The sequence below is a fragment of the ANME-2 cluster archaeon genome, from assembly GCA_019429385.1.
Taxonomy (GTDB): Archaea; Halobacteriota; Methanosarcinia; order Methanosarcinales; family Methanocomedenaceae; genus Methanocomedens_B.
In genome coordinates, this window is the sequence record JAHYIS010000039.1 from 1 (window position 1) to 21,540 (window position 21,540).

At 42.8% G+C, this 21,540-nt stretch carries 26 protein-coding genes and 1 tRNA gene; 8 read left to right on the top strand and 19 right to left on the bottom strand.

Translation table 11 applies throughout. The features are described from left to right. Positions 1 to 225 (bottom strand): ISNCY family transposase (locus K0A89_11235; protein ID MBW6519058.1); only part of this gene is annotated, 225 nt, incomplete at its 3' end. Between the two features lie 232 nt (positions 226 to 457). On the opposite strand from K0A89_11235, the gene K0A89_11240 reads away from it, so the two are divergent. The 4 genes from K0A89_11240 to K0A89_11255 all read left to right on the top strand — a co-directional run bounded on the left by K0A89_11240 (position 458) and on the right by K0A89_11255 (position 4,585). After that, on the top strand, positions 458 to 1,579 hold the full coding sequence (locus tag K0A89_11240) for a cytochrome c3 family protein (protein ID MBW6519059.1): 1,122 nt from the start codon (positions 458 to 460) through the stop codon (positions 1,577 to 1,579). A gap of 127 nt (positions 1,580 to 1,706) precedes the next feature. After that, entirely contained in the window at positions 1,707 to 2,180 is a 474-nt protein-coding gene (locus tag K0A89_11245; protein MBW6519060.1) for a hypothetical protein, read from the top strand. A gap of 20 nt (positions 2,181 to 2,200) precedes the next feature. Next, on the top strand, positions 2,201 to 3,745 hold the full coding sequence (gpmI, locus tag K0A89_11250; protein MBW6519061.1) for a 2,3-bisphosphoglycerate-independent phosphoglycerate mutase: 1,545 nt from the start codon (positions 2,201 to 2,203) through the stop codon (positions 3,743 to 3,745). A 96-nt stretch (positions 3,746 to 3,841) separates the two neighbouring features. Then, complete coding sequence (locus K0A89_11255; protein MBW6519062.1) at positions 3,842 to 4,585, top strand: methyltransferase domain-containing protein; 744 nt, start codon at positions 3,842 to 3,844, stop codon at positions 4,583 to 4,585. Between the two features lie 594 nt (positions 4,586 to 5,179). Here K0A89_11255 and tmk read toward each other — a convergent pair. From tmk to K0A89_11280, 5 genes are all read right to left on the bottom strand, one after another. Beyond that, positions 5,180 to 5,794, bottom strand: coding sequence for a dTMP kinase (tmk, locus tag K0A89_11260; GenBank protein ID MBW6519063.1), 615 nt, complete (start codon positions 5,792 to 5,794; stop codon positions 5,180 to 5,182). 11 nt (positions 5,795 to 5,805) lie between these two features. Beyond that, on the bottom strand, positions 5,806 to 7,281 hold the full coding sequence (locus tag K0A89_11265) for a replication factor C large subunit (protein MBW6519064.1): 1,476 nt from the start codon (positions 7,279 to 7,281) through the stop codon (positions 5,806 to 5,808). A 125-nt stretch (positions 7,282 to 7,406) separates the two neighbouring features. After that, positions 7,407 to 8,393, bottom strand: coding sequence for a bifunctional N(6)-L-threonylcarbamoyladenine synthase/serine/threonine protein kinase (locus K0A89_11270; GenBank protein ID MBW6519065.1), 987 nt, complete (start codon positions 8,391 to 8,393; stop codon positions 7,407 to 7,409). Between the two features lie 90 nt (positions 8,394 to 8,483). Then, on the bottom strand, positions 8,484 to 8,834 hold the full coding sequence (locus K0A89_11275) for a roadblock/LC7 domain-containing protein (protein ID MBW6519066.1): 351 nt from the start codon (positions 8,832 to 8,834) through the stop codon (positions 8,484 to 8,486). 98 nt (positions 8,835 to 8,932) lie between these two features. After that, positions 8,933 to 9,193, bottom strand: a complete 261-nt coding sequence (locus tag K0A89_11280; GenBank protein ID MBW6519067.1) for a hypothetical protein — start codon at positions 9,191 to 9,193, stop codon at positions 8,933 to 8,935. A 60-nt stretch (positions 9,194 to 9,253) separates the two neighbouring features. On the opposite strand from K0A89_11280, the gene K0A89_11285 reads away from it, so the two are divergent. Both K0A89_11285 and K0A89_11290 read left to right on the top strand, forming a co-directional pair. Beyond that, a complete protein-coding gene (locus K0A89_11285) occupies positions 9,254 to 9,736 on the top strand; it encodes a hypothetical protein (protein ID MBW6519068.1) in 483 nt (160 codons plus the stop codon). Positions 9,737 to 9,847: 111 nt separating this feature from the next. Further along, positions 9,848 to 10,384 carry a hypothetical protein gene (locus K0A89_11290; protein ID MBW6519069.1) on the top strand — a complete coding sequence of 179 codons (537 nt, stop codon included), beginning with the start codon at positions 9,848 to 9,850 and terminating at the stop codon, positions 10,382 to 10,384. Between the two features lie 224 nt (positions 10,385 to 10,608). On the opposite strand, the gene K0A89_11295 is transcribed toward K0A89_11290, so the two are convergent. From K0A89_11295 to K0A89_11350, 12 genes are all read right to left on the bottom strand, one after another. Next, on the bottom strand, positions 10,609 to 11,454 hold the full coding sequence (locus K0A89_11295) for a hypothetical protein (protein ID MBW6519070.1): 846 nt from the start codon (positions 11,452 to 11,454) through the stop codon (positions 10,609 to 10,611). A 15-nt stretch (positions 11,455 to 11,469) separates the two neighbouring features. Beyond that, complete coding sequence (locus K0A89_11300) at positions 11,470 to 12,123, bottom strand: YIP1 family protein (protein ID MBW6519071.1); 654 nt, start codon at positions 12,121 to 12,123, stop codon at positions 11,470 to 11,472. 23 nt (positions 12,124 to 12,146) lie between these two features. Next, positions 12,147 to 13,361 (bottom strand): ABC transporter permease, encoded by a 1,215-nt coding sequence (locus K0A89_11305; GenBank protein MBW6519072.1) that lies wholly within the window; start codon positions 13,359 to 13,361, stop codon positions 12,147 to 12,149. Next, positions 13,358 to 14,230 carry a hypothetical protein gene (locus K0A89_11310; protein MBW6519073.1) on the bottom strand — a complete coding sequence of 291 codons (873 nt, stop codon included), beginning with the start codon at positions 14,228 to 14,230 and terminating at the stop codon, positions 13,358 to 13,360. The genes K0A89_11305 and K0A89_11310 overlap by 4 nt, the downstream gene beginning before the upstream one ends. Before the next feature lie 2 nt (positions 14,231 to 14,232). Then, positions 14,233 to 14,913, bottom strand: a complete 681-nt coding sequence (locus K0A89_11315) for an ABC transporter ATP-binding protein (GenBank protein MBW6519074.1) — start codon at positions 14,911 to 14,913, stop codon at positions 14,233 to 14,235. 1 nt (position 14,914) lies between these two features. After that, a complete protein-coding gene (locus K0A89_11320) occupies positions 14,915 to 15,622 on the bottom strand; it encodes a hypothetical protein (GenBank protein ID MBW6519075.1) in 708 nt (235 codons plus the stop codon). A 37-nt stretch (positions 15,623 to 15,659) separates the two neighbouring features. Further along, entirely contained in the window at positions 15,660 to 16,106 is a 447-nt protein-coding gene (locus tag K0A89_11325) for a hypothetical protein (GenBank protein ID MBW6519076.1), read from the bottom strand. Between the two features lie 12 nt (positions 16,107 to 16,118). Next, positions 16,119 to 16,919 (bottom strand): DUF1673 family protein, encoded by an 801-nt coding sequence (locus K0A89_11330; GenBank protein ID MBW6519077.1) that lies wholly within the window; start codon positions 16,917 to 16,919, stop codon positions 16,119 to 16,121. Then, positions 16,919 to 17,593: a hypothetical protein gene (locus K0A89_11335; protein MBW6519078.1), complete on the bottom strand. Its 675-nt coding sequence runs from the start codon at positions 17,591 to 17,593 to the stop codon at positions 16,919 to 16,921. Before K0A89_11335 ends, K0A89_11330 begins: the two co-directional genes overlap by 1 nt. Then, positions 17,590 to 18,036 carry a hypothetical protein gene (locus K0A89_11340; protein ID MBW6519079.1) on the bottom strand — a complete coding sequence of 149 codons (447 nt, stop codon included), beginning with the start codon at positions 18,034 to 18,036 and terminating at the stop codon, positions 17,590 to 17,592. Before K0A89_11340 ends, K0A89_11335 begins: the two co-directional genes overlap by 4 nt. Before the next feature lie 180 nt (positions 18,037 to 18,216). Further along, the gene (locus K0A89_11345) at positions 18,217 to 19,470 is read right to left on the bottom strand and encodes an ABC transporter permease (GenBank protein ID MBW6519080.1); all 1,254 of its coding nucleotides are present in this window, start codon (positions 19,468 to 19,470) and stop codon (positions 18,217 to 18,219) included. 11 nt (positions 19,471 to 19,481) lie between these two features. Next, positions 19,482 to 20,384 carry an ATP-binding cassette domain-containing protein gene (locus tag K0A89_11350; protein MBW6519081.1) on the bottom strand — a complete coding sequence of 301 codons (903 nt, stop codon included), beginning with the start codon at positions 20,382 to 20,384 and terminating at the stop codon, positions 19,482 to 19,484. A gap of 493 nt (positions 20,385 to 20,877) precedes the next feature. Here K0A89_11350 and K0A89_11355 point away from each other — a divergent pair, with 493 nt between their 5' ends. After that, entirely contained in the window at positions 20,878 to 21,015 is a 138-nt protein-coding gene (locus K0A89_11355) for a hypothetical protein (GenBank protein ID MBW6519082.1), read from the top strand. Positions 21,016 to 21,044: 29 nt separating this feature from the next. Here K0A89_11355 and K0A89_11360 read toward each other — a convergent pair. Further along, positions 21,045 to 21,129, bottom strand: a tRNA-Leu gene (locus K0A89_11360). Positions 21,130 to 21,171: 42 nt separating this feature from the next. Between K0A89_11360 and K0A89_11365 the strand changes: the two genes are divergently transcribed. After that, positions 21,172 to 21,318 carry a hypothetical protein gene (locus K0A89_11365; GenBank protein MBW6519083.1) on the top strand — a complete coding sequence of 49 codons (147 nt, stop codon included), beginning with the start codon at positions 21,172 to 21,174 and terminating at the stop codon, positions 21,316 to 21,318. Positions 21,319 to 21,540 lie beyond the last annotated feature (222 nt).

Sequence of the window (21,540 nt, forward strand, 5' to 3'; positions counted from 1 at the left end):
GTTACATAGATATTTTCCAATTTTTATGGTGCCAAGACCTTTTTTGGTATAGCTGTTAAAACCATTATGCACCATATTATTAGCACATGTTGGGCATTGTGGTGGTTTTTTCTTGCGGAAAATCTCAGTTTCTGTATATTCGTATTCATTGCCAAATCCACTGAAAACGTTATGAAAGATTGGGATTTCGGAAACGTTATTAAGGGTGCTGTTTATTGTTGTCATGTTTGATGCAAAGTAATATCATCACTTTATATTACAAAAAAATTATGTATTTATTGTGATGATATTACAACTTTGTATTACATAACTGGATTATGGGACTGTGCCGGATAGAATATTATATTAATATTATTCAACAATTATCGTAAAGGTTAAGAAGGTTCAACGCAACAAAAAAGTCTATATTTAATTAAGCGGTGTGTAATTTTGAATAAAGGATGGAGAGAATAATAATATGGCACTGTCTAATAGAATTGTAGTGTTAATATTGATTGCAATCATGGGATTGATTGTTATTTTCAGTGCTACAGAAGGCTGGAACTTCGTAACAAAAACTGAATTTTGTGAAATGTGCCATGGAATTGAATATGAAAAATACATAACTCCTGGCGATTCACTTGATTTTGTTCATAATGAACATGGGATTACATGCACCCAATGCCATGAAGAAGCGGGAAACATTGGTACCCTGGTCTTCAAGAAAGAAATTGGGAAAATGCTCATATATGACGTGACCGGCCTTGATGCACCTCCGGCTCCGGAAGAAATTGTAAAGCTTGAGAACATGTTGCGTTGCATCAAATGTCATGATGATTATATTTCACGCACCAGCCGACGTATGATCAATCCTCACGAGGACGTAGAGGACTGCAATTCATGCCACAAGGGACATGAAAGAGGTATGTCTGAACAGACCTGCGGTGAATGCCATGTCAAACCGATACGATCACTGAATCTGGAAGGAGGTAAACATTCAAAGAAAGGTTGTGCATTCTGTCATCCACAGCACGGTTATAAACCAAAATGTACAGACTGCCATGGTGTTTATCATCCATCAGGATTCGAAGACTGTTCCCTGTGCCACACAGATGCACATGCCCCAAGGGTCATTGAATTCTCATCGGTCATCAGCGAGAGTGAATGTGCTATGTGCCACGCTCCTGTGATACAGACCACTTTCGAAACCCAACCGACCAAACATGCAGAACTTGACTGCACTTTGTGTCACCCGGTACATGGAGAATGGCTTGAATGTACCAGTTGTCATGTGGGCCATGATGATACTATGACACAGCAGGACTGCAAGCAATGTCATATACAGGGCCATATTCCAACACAGGTTAACTATCCAACCGATACACCTTCTACTTTATGCAGTGGATGTCATGAGGAGAATGCAAAACACCTTCAGGAAAAAATAACAGGCCATTCCAACAAGAATTGTGCGTACTGCCATCCGCAGCATGGACAAATCCCGTCATGCACTACCTGTCATGGTTCAAAACACGGCATGTCAAGTGGATGTACCACCTGTCACCAGAGTGCGCACAATCTCGGGTTCCCTAAAGTAAAATAAGTTTTTAATTGGCTGAGTGCATGAAATATTTCATGTACTCAAAATTATTTTTTTGTCAATGTGTGATATAATGCTATATATTATTATTAACAGATAGAATGGTGTAATAATTGAGAGGGTGTAAATGATGGTTCAGAAAGAACAGATGATTTTCCAGTTAAACCGCATAAAGACCAAAATCGAAGGAGCTCTTCTCAGAATTGAAGAGAAGCACAACAACCAGGAGATCACTGTATACACCAGGGATAGTCTTAGAAATAAATACCAGGATGTTCTTGCCCGGGTGGAAGGCCGGATAGTCGAGGACGAAATACTTGGTGAGTTTCAGATTCCACTCAAGAAACTGGAATACCGGCAAACTCTTTATACGCCTGACCTGGTGTTCGGGGTTTTTCTCATTATTATCGGTATTGCTGTTTATATTTACACAAAAATGGATATGACCCTGCTCGAGCCTTTAGTGATTCCCCTTGGAACCAATCGTACCGGAGAAATATGGCAGGATTATAATACTTCTTTACTGTTCAATATTGCTTCTGCAATCGTTTTTGCAATTGGGACTATTATTACATTGAATGAACTTGTCGGAAAGAAAAAATAACGATTGCAGGAAATAGTATAATGGAAATCCCAAAACCGCTTGTTCTGCTTATTCTTGACGGTTGGGGAATCAATCAACAGATCGATGGAAATGCTGTGCTTATGGCAAATACGCCTGTCATGGACAGGCTGCTAAGCAATTATCCCAATACTACTATGGAAGCTTCGGGTGAATCAGTAGGTTTGCCCGAGGGTCTTATGGGGAACAGTGAAGTTGGTCACCTGAACCTGGGTTCAGGCCGGGTGGTCTATCAGGATATTACCCGGATAAACAAGTCTATCAGGGATGGTGAATTCTTTTCAAATAAGGTATTTTCAGATGCCTTTACGCGTGTTCTTGAAAAAGGCTCTTCACTTCACCTCATGGGCCTGCTATCTGATGGAGGCGTACATAGCCATGTGGACCACCTGTTCTCACTTCTGGAAATGGCAAAGATAGCAGGGCTGGACAGAGTTTATGTCCATGCTTTCCTGGATGGAAGGGATGTGCCGCCACGCTCTGCTTTGAAATATATCGCACAAACCGAAAAACGGATGCAAGAGCTTGGTATAGGAAAGATAGCCACCATAAGCGGCCGGTATTACAGCATGGACCGTGATAAGAGATGGGAAAGGGTCTGCCTGGCATATGATGCATTGACACTGGGTGAAGGAGAGAGACTTCCCAGCGCAGAAATGGCAGTGCAGTCTGCTTATAGAAAGGGCGAGAACGATGAGTTCGTTAAACCCACCATTGTCCTACCAGGGGCGACCGCTTCCCTGCAGGATGGCGATACCGTGATCTTCTTCAATTTCAGGCCTGACAGGGCAAGAGAACTGACCGGCGCCCTGACACTCGATGACTTTGAAGGATTTGAACGAAAAAAAGTCCCGGACATTCATTTTGTTTGCATGACCCGGTATGACGAGAGTTTTGACCTGCCTATTGCTTTCCCGCACGAGCGCCTTGATAATACGCTTGCCGAATACCTGAGCAAATGCAAAATAAAACAGCTGCATATTGCTGAGACAGAAAAATATGCACACGTGACTTTTTTCTTCAATGGAGGTGTCGAGGAACCTTATGAAGGAGAGGACCGGGTCCTTATCCCTTCACCAAACGTTCCCACCTATGACATGAAACCTGAGATGAGTGCTTACGAGATGACCGATGCGCTCCTGGACAGGATACATTTCGGAAACTACGATGTCATTATTGCAAATTTTGCCAATCTGGATATGGTTGGACATACCGGTATGCTGGATGCTGCCATCCGTGCAGCAGAAGTAGTAGATGAATGCCTGGGCAATGTAGTGGATGCAATAATATCCTGTGGAGGTGCAGCAATTGTTACGGCAGACCACGGTAATAGTGAACAGATGGTGTACTATGATGATGAAAGCCCCCATACGGCTCATACAACCAATCGCGTCCCGTTGATTTTCATCTCCAAAATGAATGACATAAGTCTCAAGGAAGGGATATTTGCTGATATTGCCCCGACAATACTTGAACTGCTGGAGCTTGATGTACCGCACCAGATGACCGGGCATTCCCTGTTGAATCGAAATGAAAGGATTACCTGAAATAAATGGAGAGGAAGGTATTTATCACTTGAACAATGAAAACGTGGCCGTGTTCGACCAAATTACATTGATAGTTCCCATGGTGTGTGACAGGCTATGAAACCGGGTGAAACTGTGCTGTTAAAGGGCAATGGGAAAAGGTATATTGTCAGTGTACAGGAAAAAGACCTGCATACTGATGTAGGGATCTTCAAACTGGGTCAGCTGCTGGATATAGAATATATGGATGTTATCATATCCCATCTGGGATTTGAAATGCAGGTATATCGCTTAAGAGCAGCAGACCTTTTCAATTCCCTGAAAAGGACCGGAGCACCCATAAGTCCTAAGGATATCGGGATGATAATTGGCCATACAGGTCTCAATAAGGAGGACACCGTGCTTGATGCCGGTACCGGTTCAGGTATCCTTGCTATTTTTATGGGGCTTATTGCCAGGAGGGTAGTGACCTATGAAATAAGGGAGGATTTTGCAGAAGTAGCACGATCAAACATTGCACTTGCCGGCCTGACGAATGTGGAATTCAGGTCAGGAGACCTGGTAAAAGAGATTCGTTCCCTGGATGAGACATTTGATATGGTAACACTGGATATGCAGGCAGCAGATAAGGTTGTGCCGTATGTCCTTGGAATCCTGAAACCGGGTGGATATCTTGTGGTTTTCTCACCGTTCCTGGAACAGGCAAAAGAAGTGCGCATGGCCATAAGTATCGAAAAATTTGAAGAAGTGGTCACTCTTGAGTGTACCCAAAGAGAGATATCGTTCAGTGAGAGAGGAACCCGGCCATCTACTATCAGTATAGGACATACTGGTTATCTCACATTTGCCAGGGCAATTTGAGGTTTGTCACTTTTTTATTATATCAGTCTATTGATTTTCTTCCTTTTGGCCCCCTGTTCAGTACCTATTTTGTTACCTGATTGTTTACCAAAAAATATATTGGTACGTAAAACAACATAGTAATTACTTCAGATTTAGGAGTCAGTAAGAGAACTGGCAAAGCTGAAGTGCATGCTACGTGGGCTAGCAATGAAGTGGTGAAAGGCGAATGGTGCCATTCACGCTGGAGCTATCTGACTAAGTTGTGAAAGGCTCAAGACAGAACATAGTCTTGAAGGTCAGACCTCTACCTTCATTTCAAGAATGTTGCCGCATAGGTACGATGTGCGTACGTGCGCAGGAGTGGGTGAATGCAAGCGCAAGTCCCAAAATTGGGGAGCCCTCCAAAATAGGAGGGTCAGCCCACCATTCATTTTATTATTATGTGATTTTTTTGAACCATACTTTTGAGTCATACTTTTGAGTCATACTTTTGAGTCATACTTTTGAGTCATACTTTTGAGTCATACTTTTGAGTCATACTTTTGAGTCATACTATTCTTGTGACTTGATCATCACAGTATCTTTTGGTGATTTGTTAGACATAGTATTGTTCTATAATTCATTGCGCAATGTATCTTTCATTGCTGAAAACACTGCGCGTTCTACGTTGCTGAACTCCTGTTGTGCATCTATAACAATGAAACGCTCTGGCTGCATATCCACCAGTTTAAGATAATTTGAGCGCACCTGTTCCAAAAAACTTATTTTCTCGAACTTGGTCTGATAGTCACGGGTCCCCACCCTTGTAACTGCAATTTCCGGGCTGACATCAAACAGGATGGTAAGGTCCGGGACCACGGTCCAGCCCTTATGGAGTTCCATTACCCATTCAAGTGGATGTTCGATGATTCCCTGTAAGGTAGCACCCTGGTATGCATATCTGCTGTCAGAATACCTGTCAGAAATCACGATCTTATTATCCGCAATGCCGGGTCTAATTATTTTGCTCAGGTGGTTTGCATGGTCTGCAAGAAACAGGAATAACTCTGCCAGGTGGTCGGTTTCTTCCCTTATGGCCCTGTTCACTGCCTCGCCCGTCCATTCCAACGTAGGTTCCCTGGTAAATAGTACATCAGGTTTTCCTTTGAAAAAGAGTTTCAAACTTTTCGTAATCGTGGATTTTCCCGAACCATCAATACCTTCAAGCGTTATCAGTTTTCCCGTCATATGTCAAAGCCTCAAAAATCGAATAAGGAACTCTGGTTTTTCGTGTTTTCCTTGCCTGCACTTTTATCTACGGCCGGACCATCAACATCAACATCAACATCGCCATCGTTGTCTGTCCCAGAAAAGTCAAGTTCAGACTGCTGTTCATCTACCACAGCTGTATGGGTGAACCCGCCGAACACCTCAATATCGTGCTTTACCTGGGCATCTATCAATTGCCGGGCAGATTCGTATATGGTCTTGACTTTCTTGGTTGTAGCCTTCGTATCCAGCAAGAACGCAATCTCATCCGGGTTAAGGTCAAGCTCGGCTGCTGCATGGACTGCATGCTCTTCACTGTTCATCACGTGCCTGAAGAACCAGATAAGGTCTGAGCGGGCGTATCTCTTTGATAGATGACATAGTCCGCCTATCTTGCCGGCCAGGGAATCCCTGATATTCCGTTTTGCCCTCGTCTGCCCCAGTTTTTTCCAGAATTGCGGGGGTTGGTATTTATTATAACCCGAATAGGTTTTTGTCTTGACTGCAGCCACGCCCCCGGTCATGAACAGGCTGGCATACCGCCACAGCCGGTAATTCTGCCTGCGTCTGACCCGGCCCAGGAACAGGTCTGCCCGCGACAACTGGTTAAACCCGGCATAGATATCCCTTTCGTCCCTGTATGCCACGGGTATATTCTCGTCAATCCAGTTGATAAGGTCCTCAGGGCTCTCATCCACCTGCCATGCAGCTTCCTGGGCAGACCTCATATCAGAAGCCTTGAATATCTTATCCATTGCCCTGAAAACGGTCTCCCTGGCATCCCTGGGAGCAGTGACGATATCATCCACCCCCAGTTCATTTTTTCCTATGGCAATGGCCTGCAGGTCATTGATAGCGCTTCGAAGGTCACCGCCCGCATTGTCGCTGATCTGCTCTATTACACCCATGCCGACCATTACCTCTTCTTTCCGACAGATGGCTTTGAGCACGCTCACTATGGTAGTACTGTTCATTGCCCTGAACTGTACCGGTTTACATGCCAGACGCAGAGCAGAATCCATGTCATAGAACTCGTTGGCTATCAGAATGATGGGTTGTTTTGTGTTCTTGACAACATTAATGATGGCCCTGGCACCGCCCCGGTCATAGTTACCGTGCAGGTTATCGGCTTCATCGAGAATAACAAGGCGGCGTCCTGAAGTCCCGTCAAAGGTCCCCATCATACTGGCAGAACCTGCAACTTTCTGGATTATCTTTGCCGTACGCTGGTCACTGGCATTCAGTTCAATTACATCCCATCCCTTCTGGGATGCCATTGCCAGGGCTGCCGAGGTCTTGCCAATGCCAGGTTTACCATACAGTATGAGAGCCCTGTATTCAGGGATACCCTTTTCCCAGTCATCTCCCCATTTGAGCAGTTCTTTTACAATACCAGGATGACCTACGACTTCACTAAGGTTTTTGGGCCGGTATTTTTCTGACCATTCCAGTGATTCTGCACTCATCGGCCCTATGTTGACTGCAGGCATAAAATAAGTATTCATTTTTACCACACTTGTCGATATCTAAGATTAGAAACATGTGGTCAGCAGGGACTTAACCCTCGATTTTATCTTGAATTTAATAGTTTTCAACCTTGCCACCAGGTTACAGGCGTATCGTCAGGCCTGTAATTCGGCATGGCATAGGATTGCTCAATGGAGGTAAAGGTATTTTGCCGGTACATGAGCAGGCCCAGGTAAGCGATCATACTGCCGTTGTCTCCCATGAACCTGCGCTCAGGCACAGAGAACCGTATACCACGCTCGCGGCACATGATAGCAAGCATCTCCTGCAAACGGAGATTGGCACCCACACCGCCGCCCAGCAGTACCTCGTCCTTGCCCGTGTGTGCAACGGCCCTCTCGGTCACCTCAACCAGCATAGCGAAAGCGTTCTCCTGCAGGGAAAAACAAACATCTTCCAACCGGGATGTCTGCAGGGCGTTGGATGCTGCCGTGGACAGGCCGGTAAAGGAAAAGTCCATACCTTTGACAATGTACGGCAGGGGTACATACGAAGTAGCTTCTTTGGCCAGTTCTTCTATCTTGGGCCCACCCGGGTGTTGAAGTCCCGCACCCCGGGCAAATTTATCAAAGGCGTTTCCTATGCCGATATCCAGAGTCTCTCCAAAAACCCGGTATCGCTCTCTCCTGTATGCCAGTACCTGAGAATTCGCCCCGCTTACATACAATACCATCGGGTCCTGAGCATCGGTTTTCCAGCGTCCGACTTCGATGTGGGCTATGCAATGGTTCACACCTATGAGCGGGACATCAAGCGATAGGGACAATGCCCTTGCAGCAGTAGCTACGGTACGCAGACATGGACCCAGGCCCGGTCCCTGGGAGAAGGCTATGGCATTTATATCAGAGGGAGTGAGCCCTTTTTCATTTGCATCTGATAGAACCTTTGTAATAACTGAACCCAGATGGTCTGCATGGTGCTGGGAAGCCTCTCTGGGATGGATGCCGCCGATGGGGGGTTTATAGGTAGCTGTGGATTCGACTATTACGTCATTCTCGTCCACAATGGCGGCACTCAGGTTCCAGGCCGTACCTTCGATTCCAAGTACAATGGGTCCTGAGTTGCTTACCAAGGGTCTACCTCAAAAATATGCTTTTAGCTAAAAGAGTATTCAAAACCCTTAAATATTTAGTGTCAGGGGTTAAATTATCCCGCGGACTTTCTCAGCGGCCTTGTCCAGTTCTGTCATGATAGGGTCAAGTCCTGTGTTTGTTCCTGCGAGTACAGCAACAATGGCTTTAGGACCTGCCCGAACAGCTATGAGCCTCTCATCCGGATAGTCGATGACCACATGTTTTGAATAATTCTTGCCTACTTTTGCAGAGGCTGCATCTGCAGTCCTTAACATGGCTGCCGATGTGATTGCAAATAATTCCAGCCTGGATTCAGCCGGTTTGCTAAGGATATAACCATCCTGGCTGGCAACCAGTGATTTCTTTACTCCCTTCAGATTTGATAGGTCTTTTTGTACCTGCTGGAACATTAAGTCCATTTTCATGTTTAGAGACATATTGGTTGGATTTGCTAATTAATTAATAAATTGAATGGATATCTTATATAAAAGGATTTCCCTTGTTCGTGGGAAACATGCTAATCAGGGATCTCAGAAAGCTTAAGTCCTATTATACCTGCAATGATAACGAAAACTAAAAGAAGAGCAACATTACCATATGCAGCATTTGCTACAAATTTTGTATTGATTATGACCAGACTCAATATGAACATAATTACAAGGCCCACTGAAGAACCTATCTCCAGGTATATCTTTTTCATCGGTGCCTGATACGATTTCATTGACGTTAAACCTGATGGTAAATGGGAATACAAAATTTCAATGTCATTATATATCATTATAGTAACATTAAAATGGTTAGGGCTAAAACATTACAGCAATAAAACGCGGTGCAAAACATGACAGAGTTCGAACGACATCTAGTAAAATCTTTTAATTTATATTTTGAGGAAAATCGTCTCAAAGGAATCGCATTCCGGCTTAAACAACACAGGTTCACCCACCAGTTCCTGGATGTGATCGTGGATTCCCTTCATCCTGATTACTATCTTGGTATCGAATGTAAGAGCATTTCCACGGATAAAGGGGCAAAAACACTCTATTTTACCCAGCATTTTACGACCGACAAGGATGGTGCACACCAGGTGGACAGGATGTCCGATTATCTCAGGCTCTCAGGCAGGAAAGGATTTCTGGCAGTGGAACTGCGCCAGGGGGTAGGTAAGGGGCGAGTTGCCTTTGCTATTCCATGGAAAGTTGTAGCTGGGAGATTCAAAGATGATGAAAAGGGATTCAGGGTTGATGAGATTAAAGAATTCCCTGAAATAGAGCGTGTTGGGGCACTGTACAGGATCGAAGCAAAAAAGTGGGTCGATGGGTGAACCTTCTTCCTCATAGACCCACATTACCCGAATACAGAAAAATTATATACTGTTTGGGGTATCTATCTAAATAACGGAATATTATATCAAAAACATTTGAGGAGTAATACCATGAATGCGATAGGTTACCTGGCAATACTGTTTATTATTTTTGCAGTTATAAGTTTTTCAGATGGAAATTATGATAATACTGTGATCCATCTCGAGATTGCAGCCGTTTTGAGTGTAATATCATTCTTCGTACAAAAAGAGGATACAAGGTCAAAAGAATTTCTCGTATGGGTCATTGAAAACCTGGATACCATTAAAAACGGTACTGCCATGTATAAAGGCATACACATCACACCGCAAACACAGGTGACACAGTTCCAGACATGCATTTCACTCATATTCTTTACAACAAAATCACCCTCACGATTCTTTATCAATGGGCAGGGCAACCACATAATAGCTGGACTTGTCTTCACTGTTTTTACGCTTCTTCTGGGATGGTGGGGGATACCCTGGGGACCGGTATACACCATTCAAACAGTCATCAAGAACCTTACAGGAGGTCATAAACAGATCATTGGGGAAATGGTGAAAACAATTGAAACTGCAGTGTTAGCAGAAGAAAAACAATTCGATGAGCATGCAAGTCCTGCTTGAAATAACAGGGAACGGGAGCTCTAAAGACATCAGATGGGAAAAAGTCTATTGCATTGCAGTTCCCGGTCCATTTTTCAGGGATGCTTCGACCTTTTTACGTTCGAATAATCAACAGTGACGGGAGCGTTTTCAAAGTAGAAGAGATGATTTGATATCCTGAGATCGAACGGGTCGGGGGGTCTTTATAGAATTGAGACACATAAATTAGTACTTGAGTAATTGATTCACAAATGATCCACTGTTATTGGAAATTCTACAAAGATGTCCCTGGCCCACCTGATATCCAGATAGAATCTTAGATACACATTATTATTGGAAAATGAACTTTCAAAACTAAGATTATAGTTTTCGGGAATTTTAATCTGGAAATCAGACAATAGTCCTTCATAGATATTTTCCAGAGGTAATGAGAATCTCCTTACAGATAATTTCTGGGTACTTTTAGTCCGCTTTGCCTGGGCACATTCCTTTGAGAATAATTCGGCCCCAACCTTCCGGATCTTTCTCCTGATGGGATTAGTATACATTACTGATGCGCGGATCGTCTCGCCTGTATTATATTGGTCGAATGGCAGTTTTACTGAAATTGTTGGTTCAAGTTTCCGTTTCGTATATGAAATGTCATTTTGAACTTGTGATACTGCTTCTCCTGGCCTTCCCGATCCTTTATGCAATGATTTTACCATGAATTTCTTCCTGGATTTGATATCAATATGTTTCGGGATATCAATCCAGGCTTTGACCTCGTAAGAGATCTTTGCATTGCGACCTTCATACGTTGGTAATGCTTGTTCAGGTATTAAAAAGGAAAAGTCTTCAGAATATCTGCCTGGCTGGACAATACCCTCACCCATAAAGGACTGCTTGATGTCGATAATCGTATTCTCTTCATGATATGTGACAGATGATTTCCCAGTACTGACCGTAATGGATGTCTTTTCTTTGCCTTCCACCTGATGGTTTAAGGACCTTATATTGGTCGCTTTATCGACAACCAAAATAAGGCTCCCTGACACCTCATTTCCAGGTAAGTAATTATTGTTGTCCAGTTGAATTTCTAATTGCACCATCTACATACGTGCCATTTAACCAAATAATATACTGGAAAACAAAGTGCTTGCTATCCCGAACACAAAGAATAATAGCGGTAGGGCTATTGCGATCAAAGCTTTATTTGTGCTCAAATTATGTACATATTTTACTCCCAGAAACAGCAGGCCAATTGCCCACAACTGCATTATATAGCCAAAAAATAATCCAACCATATAATAGGGATTGGATAACAGTTCGCCCATAGGATTGCCTGCCCTTGCAGCAGTCATACTAATAGTAATGGGTTCAATAAATGAGAACACTATTATTCCAATAACTGCATTAATGATGAGAGGCGTTTTACTGTAGCCGTAAACCACTAGCATCTGGGTGAATTTGCCTTCTCCTCCCAATGCAACCGAGATAAAATGAATTACCCCCGCTCCTATTAACCACATAATAATGACACCGAATAATGCAGATATGATTGGCACTACAGTGGTCATTACGGTCACAATTTTCATAGCTTCGGGAGGTAGCTCACTAAAATCATAGATAATGGGCATAAAGTATACTGAAATTGCACTCAGGATTGCAATTATTCCCACTATCAGGAATGATTCTTCAACATATGGTCTATCGGATATTTCTTTTATCGTTTCTTCTGGTTTTATTAATATTCCAGTTATTTTATTCAACAAGTTCATAATTGAACCTCCTTTTACGAGTATTATTCAGCCCTTAACGCCTCCACCGGGTCCAGCCGTGCCGCCCTCGAAGCAGGATACACACCTGCCACCACAGACGTTATTACTCCAAAGCCCAGCCCAATTAAAATGGACGTCATGGTCACCGTACTTGGGAAATCCCCCAATGCCGATATCAGGTATGCCAGCCCGCCGCCGAGGGAAACCCCGATAAGGCCGCTGACAAGCCCAAGGATACCGGATTCTATCAGGAACAGTGTCCTGATATCACCTTTATTGGCACCCACTGCTTTCATAATGCCAATCTCCTTTATACGTTCAGTAACAGTAAGCATCATCACATTAATAATACCTATGCCTCCCACTGCAAGGGCAACAGCGCCTATGCCTCCAAGTGCATATTTTATCTGGGTGAGCACACCCGTTATACTTTCCAGAAAACCGCTCTGGTCAAAGATAGTATATTTTTCATTCCTGTGGGTCCTCTGGAGACTTTTATCCATCCGTTCAATAGTCTCAGCAATCATATCAGGGTCTTCCACCCAGACATTGATGGACGAAAATGAATACTCCTGAATGTTAAGTAAACTCTTCATGCTCGGATGGGATATGAATATCTGTGAATTACTACTGCCTCCAAGCAAAGACATCTGTTCAACATCCTCAAGGACCCCCACAACCTTAAAATCAATACTGGTATTGGTCAGGCTGTTCGTAAGTGTAATGTGGGACCCTGGATTTACCTTCATATCAAACATATTATTGGCAATATCATACCCCAGCACCACGCTGTTACGGTCCGAATCACTGAAGAACCTTCCTGCCTCTATCGTATCAACTATATTTGATTCTTTTGATGGTGTAATGGCAACGACCCCCACATTGCGCTCTTCATTTCGAAACTCAATCAGGGCCCCGGTAGAACGGCGCGGTGAGACACTCTCAACACCGATAACACCTTCCAGTAAAGAAACATCCCTGTCGTCCAACACCGCATTCTTCATAGTTCTGCCAGAACCACCGTCGTGTTGGTCAAAACCTCCGGGCATGACCTGCACCAGATTCAGATCCATATCACCAAAGACCTCGGATACACCGGTTATCAATCCCTCCCCCACAGAGAGCATGACCACGATAGCTGCCACTCCAATAATAATGCCAAGACTCGACATTACGGTCTTGAACTTCTCACCTCTAAAGCTCAGGAATACAAATTCCAGAGCGTCGTAGAATTTCATGGCTTTTCACTGGAACTTCTTCGCTTTCGCATCACGACAAAGAAAATTATGATTATCGCAAACACGCCGCCCACTATCCCGAACACCAGCCAGGGATCTGAATCTTTGTCCACAACGACCAGGGGCTTTGAGTTGTTCAAATTGATGGTCTGGATGTCTGATTCGTGCCAGTTGTTCCCGTTCTTGAATATTGCTTTAACTCCCATCTGTTCAATTCCGTCTTTGGGCTTGATATCGAACTGGATCGTGAACATTTCATCAGAATCCATGGTGCCGATGAAATACTGGGCAGGCTGGAACTCCACATTATCTGTTGCAGGAACAATGGTAACCGCATTTATGGTATTTGGCCTCACATTTGCTATGTCCAGCACTATATAATCCGCGTTCTTGCTTATCTCGGAATTAATTATTTTTATCCCGGTGGCATCGATGGTTACCGGTACCTTCCATTTGACTTCATACATGTTCCCTCCGCCCATGAAAACAAAATCCAGGAAACGGATGCTATCCGTAGCATCCTTACTCACTTTTATGGAATACGTAAAATCGATAGTATCACCTGGTCCCAGCAGTCCGACATCATAGTATGCACCACTGGTTACCAGGATATCGCTATTCCCCGAAAGAGATGCCTCCAATACCTGTGCGGTAAGGTCGAATTCCTTATCCTGAGGCGCAGAATAATATGAATACAACTTTGCTGCATTTTTCAGTGTTATAGTTACCGTACCCTCGTCTCCTGGCATAAGATATGCCGGGTCAACAGAGTATTCCACCATCACTGAAGGCCGGACAGTGATATCAGTAGCAGCTGTACAGACCTGTACCAGCATTACTATTAGTAATAATCCAAATATCTTTATCATCCTCATACTATCAATCCATCCCTTATCCTGATTATTCTATGACACATATCAGCAATTTCCTGTTCATGAGTGACCATTATTATTGTAATACCATTTGCATTAAGTTTTTTGAAAATGTTCATAATTTCTTCCCCAGTCCTGGAATCAAGATTACCGGTTGGTTCATCTGCCAGAAGTATTTCCGGACGGTTCACCAGTGCCCTGGCAATAGCAATCCTCTGCCTCTGACCACCTGAAAGTTCAGGAGGTTTGTGATGCATGCGGTCTTCAAGTTTCAGTTGTTCCAGCAGCTCTACAGCCCTGGCTTTTCGCTTTGCTTTTGGTATCTCCTGGTATATCATGGGCAGTTCCACATTTTTCAGGGCGTCGAACCTGGCTATAAGGTTAAATGTCTGGAACACGAAGCCTATCTTCTTGCCTCGTATCCTGGCAAGTTCCATGTCTGATAAGGTGGATGTATCCACGCCGTCAAGAAAAAACTTACCCCGGCTGGGTCTGTCAAGCAGGCCTATCAGGTTCATAAGTGTGGTCTTGCCACTGCCGGACGGGCCCATGATAGCCACGAACTCGCCGTGTTTTATGGAAATATTTATACCTTTTAGTACAGGAACTGCAAGTTTTCCCAGGTGATAGGTCTTTTCGACCTCCTGTGTGAATAATACATCTTCCAGAGGAACAGCCATTTCACTCTCCCCCTCTGTGATTTTCAATAGCAGACTGTATCCCGGATGCAGTCAACTGATCAGTTATGACCGAATAATACGGTGAGAATTGATACCACTTTTTTTTTCCGGATTCGATAAACAATTGTGTATCCAGAGTATGTTTTTCTCGGTCATACCTTTGTTTGATAAGCAAATACCATGGCAACATAGGGGCAATGGATACAATCACTTTCCATTCCCCGGATATTACTGAATAAGCAAGTAATGCCACAATAATTATTAACGCCATTGCTATTAGTGCGATTGAAGGTTTATTCAATTTAAATGTTGTAACTGACTTAATGTCACTGTAGTTTAGTAAGACATCTCTCAGCTCGAATGATTTTAATTGAACACCGTTTTCATCAATCGAAATACTTGCCTGAAGCATTTTTACTACAAGGAAATAAAGTAAGAAATACATTAACATGAGAATTGGAATCAATACTGCATAATCCAGATTCCGGCCAAACATCAAAACCAGATTTAAGCTTACAACAATGCAAAAAGTGAACACAGAATTATCAGCAGAGAACAATATATTGTTAGATTTAAATTTTTCAACATTTGATCGACCGGATGGGATCAAAGGATTTTCAAAAACGACTTGCCTGTCCAACGTGTATCCCGTTGGAGTTACACTCGGGCACCACCCCAGCCATAACCTTAATTTCTTAAAAGCATTCATTCATTTTCCTCTTTTAATCTCAGTTGATATAACCTACTTAAGAAAGTCCCAAATTTTTAGACGAAATTATTAAAAATAAAATTGTAACAATTCCAATCATAACGGCAATCAATAGTTTTCCCCATCCGATAATTCCCTGAGGATACATATTTTCTGTTCTATCATAGCCAAATACTTTTATTAAAATAGCAATTACTCCGAATAAAATTAGTATAAAAACATAAGAGTAAAGTAGATTTGTTAGACGATATTCATTAATAGACAAAGAACCCGAAAGATAGCTTAATAAAAGTTTGAAACTATATAAAATAAATACTAAAACAACTGACTTTAAATAAAAAAACCAGTAGTTAAAACATTCTGTACGTTTTGTTTTTTGAAGTTCCTTTTTAAAGTAGAATCGATTAATAAAATAATACAGGCAGATAATAAAGAATATGTACACCAATAATCGGCCAGTATTGAATAATTCCTGTGCTACCATCTTGTTCTTCCTCTATTTGATTAACCTATCAAGCCCTATCATCACCGCTGCTCCAATTATCGAAAAGACAACAACGAGTGCCACAAATATCAGGAAAACTCTCCCATCCATTTTTTTCAGATAATCAGGTTCTTCAAATCCCATCCTCTTTGCCAGAACCACAAAAACCAACATAGCTGCTTCAAGAGCTAAGATGCCTTTTATAAAGGGCATCAGAGACAACTGCAATGCATAGTAGCGAATAAGGAGAAAGATGGATGCTACTGCAATGAATAGCATCATCTTAATACCTGTGGGGCGGTTAAGCTCGAATACTTTTCCAAGTTTTAAGGCTATGAATAAAATAATAAGAATCCATATCCTGTGAAGCACAGGGTATTGAAGTGAGAAATAAAGATATACCGCATAAACCACAATCAAGATAGCCAATTCTCTTAATGGTTTGGTATTTCCAAAACGGTATATAATTGGGCTTAGTGTATTCTTCCTATGCCAGACCATGATTACAAAAATGGCAAAGGTTACAATCGGCGCCAGATAAAATGTGGCAGTCAGGTCTGTTTTAATATAACCATACGTGATCAATCCTCCGATGCCAATAAAGGTATAGAAGAGAACTGCAATCGACCTCAATAGTTCTTCCTTAACGATGTAATCCCATTCGAATAACGAACCGAATAACTTCGGAGATGCATCGCCCCCGCTATCTGGCTTATTAGCATAACCTTCTCCAGAAGGGGGCTTGTTGATTTTAGTATCCGCAACAGGACACCAGCCCATAACTTTCCGTATATTTTCGATCAAAGCAGTCATTATTCCCCTCCAATTTTCTTTAACTTTTCAGGAGCAATGTTTTTCAGCATCAAAAAATCATGCTCATTGCGTGGATAAAGAATTATATTCCTTCCCCTGGTGCTAATCCTTATGATCCCTGGATAATGGGATATTCTAATCGCGCCATATATCACATATATCAGCAATAATGTAGATATCCTAAATATCACACTCGTAATTGAAGTTGATGATAGCGATATTAAAATAACCAATATCAATGCGATTAAACTCCGCACCCTATGTTTGTGTGCATAGTTTTCACCTAGTTTTACCGTATCAATATCACTTTTATGATATCTCTTCTCACCCAATAACGGGAACCTTATCCGCAACATCTCTTTATCCACGGATATTTTGGTGCGCTCGAATATGAAAAGTGATGCATAGAGCAAAAGCGACAGAAGAATCAAATATATATCCGACCTCTGGATGCCGATTAAAAACAGGCCGATGGAACCAAACATAACAGCAAAGATGCGCCAGTCAAACATCTGGACTGGTATATCCATAACCTGATCATTCCCATCATAGTTAGCAGTGCCTGTACGATAGGAATTTCCTGTAGAGAAAAAATCATTATTGTCAAAAACGACTCTTTCCTGGGGGCACCAGCCCATCATTTTCCGTATAGTTTCCGCCACATTTATTGTCATACCAATGCCCTCAATTTCCCAAACAGTTCCTCTGCCAATTTCGTGGGATCGTCCGTATTTTCAAGTTTGAGCTTCATCTCGTCTGCAAAGTCCCATAACAGTTCGATACACTGGGTGTACCTGCTACATGCACCGCAGTCCCCTTCATGTTCATACCATACCTGCATCCCATGTTTTTCAGATACGAATATAATGGCTTTAGCATCAAACGGTATCGAATGCCCAAACAGGATGCCCCGTTCAACATTCATACCTACCATCTCTATCTGGTTTGACTGCGCCATCTCAAGCAGGGTGTCTTCAATTCGCTTATTCATGCTGATGAGCGCTCTGGATACTGCCTGTCTTGATATGTTGAACGAGCGTGCTATATTGATATTGGGAAGCCCGTCCCGACGCAGTTTCCAGAACTTGAATTGCTTTTCATCTATTGGCAGGAACATGTGTCAATGTATGCGTATTGACTATTTAAACATGTCGACTCTGTTAATTTATTCAGAACAGAATGTATTCTAATTACAACTACCGCCAACAAAAATCATACTACAAAACGAGCACTATCAACAGGAATTCATGTAGAATATCTTTCATTTGTACTCCATTTTTTCTTCTATTATTGACCTCTAACCTGTTCTCATATATCTGACAATTTCGCCAATTGCAGGTCGCTTTCCATACATCAGCAGTCCCACTCTGAACAACCTGGCAGAAACCAGTATCACGAAATATACAGACACCATCAAAATCAATAAGCTTATCGCTATCTGGTAGCTCGGTACATCAGAAACGCCCATACGTATCAACATGGCAACGGGAGATGTTAACGGGAACAGGGAAAAGAACATCGATAACGTACCATCTGGTTTGGTTATCAGTACCTGCATGAACAATATGGGTGCTATAGCCGGGAACGTGAAGATAGGAATGAGCTGCTGGCTTTCATTCATCGAACCGCTTATTGCTCCCACTGCTCCCATCATACTGGCAAATAACAGGAACCCAAGGATAAAATATGCCAGTGATAGAATCAATAACAGGGGATTGATAGATAAAGCAAAAACATATATCAATCCGGAAAAGCCCACCGAGAGCCATATCGCTATTTGCAGCAATCCTACCGAACCCAGTCCGATGATCTTTCCCGTGAGCAGTTCCATGGGAGTTATTGAAGATAATATTATCTCTATTATCCGGCTTTCTTTTTCTTCTGCCACACTTTGCAATAGAAATCCCGAGGAGGTAAAAATTGAGATCAGCAGAAGAATACCGGTCATATAGGGAAGGGCAAATTCTTCCAGCAGGTCTGATAGTCCTTTTTCACTTACCTCACCTGTGGTCTCGAGAGAATATCGTTTGAAAGTTATAGGATCTTTGACACGCTGCAAGGTATCTTCATCCACTTTATCCTGTAGCAGGATATTTACCATCAATTCAGAAAGTTCGTCCTGAGGGATGATTGTTCCTTTTCCTATCACATAGGATTCAACAATTCCGGTCTTGATATAATCTGGTGGAATGATCAGATATCCTGATAATATCCCCGATACAAGGTCCTGTCTGGCAGCAGTGACATCTGAATATTGTATGAATTGTATGGTCTGGTCCATTCCATTACCCAGGTCTTCCAAATCCTGATTATTTATCGTCCCCGGAATTTCATTTGAAAATATCATTGAACCCCTTACTGTGATCTCATCCGGGAATTCAAATGAATTTGACCGGTCAATGTAACCCAGGGTAAGGTCTTCAGGGGACGATAAACCAATAAGCATTACGGGAATCAATATGAGAAGGATAAAGAAAAGCGGGAAACCTAATGTCACCAATATGAACTGCTTTCTCTTTACCGTTTTTAAGAACTCGTATTTTGCTACCATTATGGATTTGTTCAACTGGAGACCCCCTTGACAATGGTAATGAAAATGTCGTTCAGTGACGGAGTTGATTGTTCAAGGCGCAGGATCCTGACCCTCTTTACAATATCTTCAATAAGAGACTGGATATCGTGTCCCTCTTTTGGGAATATCTCAATATATGTCCCGTGACTGATGATATTTTCTATCAGGTCGATTTCTTTAAGCGAGGCAAGGTTACCTTCGAATTCCAGGAAAATAGAATTATTCCGGTGTTCGTTCCTGATATCTCGGACCTTCCCATCCAGAACTATCACACCTTTATTGATCATCAGTATGCGATCGCACATGACCTCTGCCTGTTCCATCATATGAGTGGAAAGTATGATAGTCTTGCCAGCTTTTTTTTGTTCGATGAGAATGTTCTTGATGATCTGGGTATTTACCGGGTCAAGACCTGAGAATGGTTCATCCACGACGATAAGGTCGGGATTATGAATAATGGTGGCAATGAACTGTATCTTTTGCTGCATGCCTTTGGAGAGCTCTTCGATCTTTTTTTCTTTATGCTCCAGCATTTCAATTGACTGCAGTAGACTTTCAGCATGTTCCAGAGCATGGATTTTTGTCATTCCTTTAAGCTGGGCCAGGTAAATCAGAAGTTCAATGACCTTTGACTTTTTGTAAAGACCGCGCTCTTCCGGTAAATAGCCTGTCCTGTCTTTTGAATCCGGATCAAGCTTTTTTCCGAATACCCTGATATTTCCCGAATCCGGTTTAATAATATCAAGCATCATCCGCAACGTTGTGGTCTTACCTGCACCGTTTGGCCCAAGCAGGCCAAATATCTCTCCAGGTCCTACTGAAAATGAAATGTCTTCAATGACTGTTTTACGGTTATACGATTTTGTTACATTCTCAAGTTCTATGATTCCCATTGAACACAACCTATTATGCTAAAGCGTACGGATATATTTAAACTTGTTGATTTATGGCCCGGTTTAACCGTTCACTGAAATGTGTAGTATCCGGAAATTATTTCGCCTGAATTGAGCACATTGAACTCAACTCAAAGGTCCTATGGTAAAAATGACCCGCTGAAAGATTCGCCTATCTGTGAGGTTGTATCCTGGGAAGCGACTTTGAGGGGTTGCGGAGGGCTGTGCTGATGTAAATCAAATGTACAAGGCTGTGTGGTCCTCACATGAGAAAGATACGGGTCAATGTATGCATATGGTTCGTTGGGGTTTGCTGCTATGCGGCCATAATGACGGGGGATGGATAAATCCGCACACACCATATGACTTATTGGAAGACAATCATCGAACTCTTCTCATACCTTCTTGAAACCAGCAGAAAAACAATGCCATTTGAGCCTGCCGGGCTCTTCTGGAATCATTTAAGTACTATAGGATTTAAATAATATCTTCTATGGCAATGTCTAAGAAGGATATGGATAGAAGGAGTTCTAAGAAAAAGGGCGAATTGGAAAGTCTTGAAAAAATGGCTGCTGCTGGGAGCGGTGATGCAAAGAAAAAGCTTGCAAAGGCCAAAAAAAAGATGAAATAATCCTTTGAAGAATGTACTGAATTTTATTATGCGGGGGGTGGGATTCGAACCCACGGATTCCTTCGAAACAGGGTCCTAAGCCCTGCGCCTTTGACCTGGCTGGGCTACCCCCGCATTATGGGTTGTTTGTGCTGTTGAGCGGAGTGAAACGCACGCTTGGATCGAACCTTGCAAGGTTCGGCTGTGGCTACCCCGCATTATGGGTTGTTTGTGCTGTTGAGCGGAGTGAAACGCACGCTTGGATCGAACCTTGCAAGGTTCGGCTGTGGCTACCCCCGCATTATGGGTTGTTTGTGCTGTTGAGCGGAGTGAAACGCACGCCTGGATCGAACCTTGCAAGGTTCGGCTGTGGCTACCCCCGCATTATGGGTTGTTTGTGCTGTTGAGCGGAGTGAAACGCACGCCTGGATCGAACCTTGCAAGGTTCGGCTGTGGCTACCCCGCATTATGGGTTGTTTGTGCTGTTGAGCGGAGTGAAACGCACGCTTGGATCGAACCTTGCAAGGTTCGGCTGTGGCTACCCCC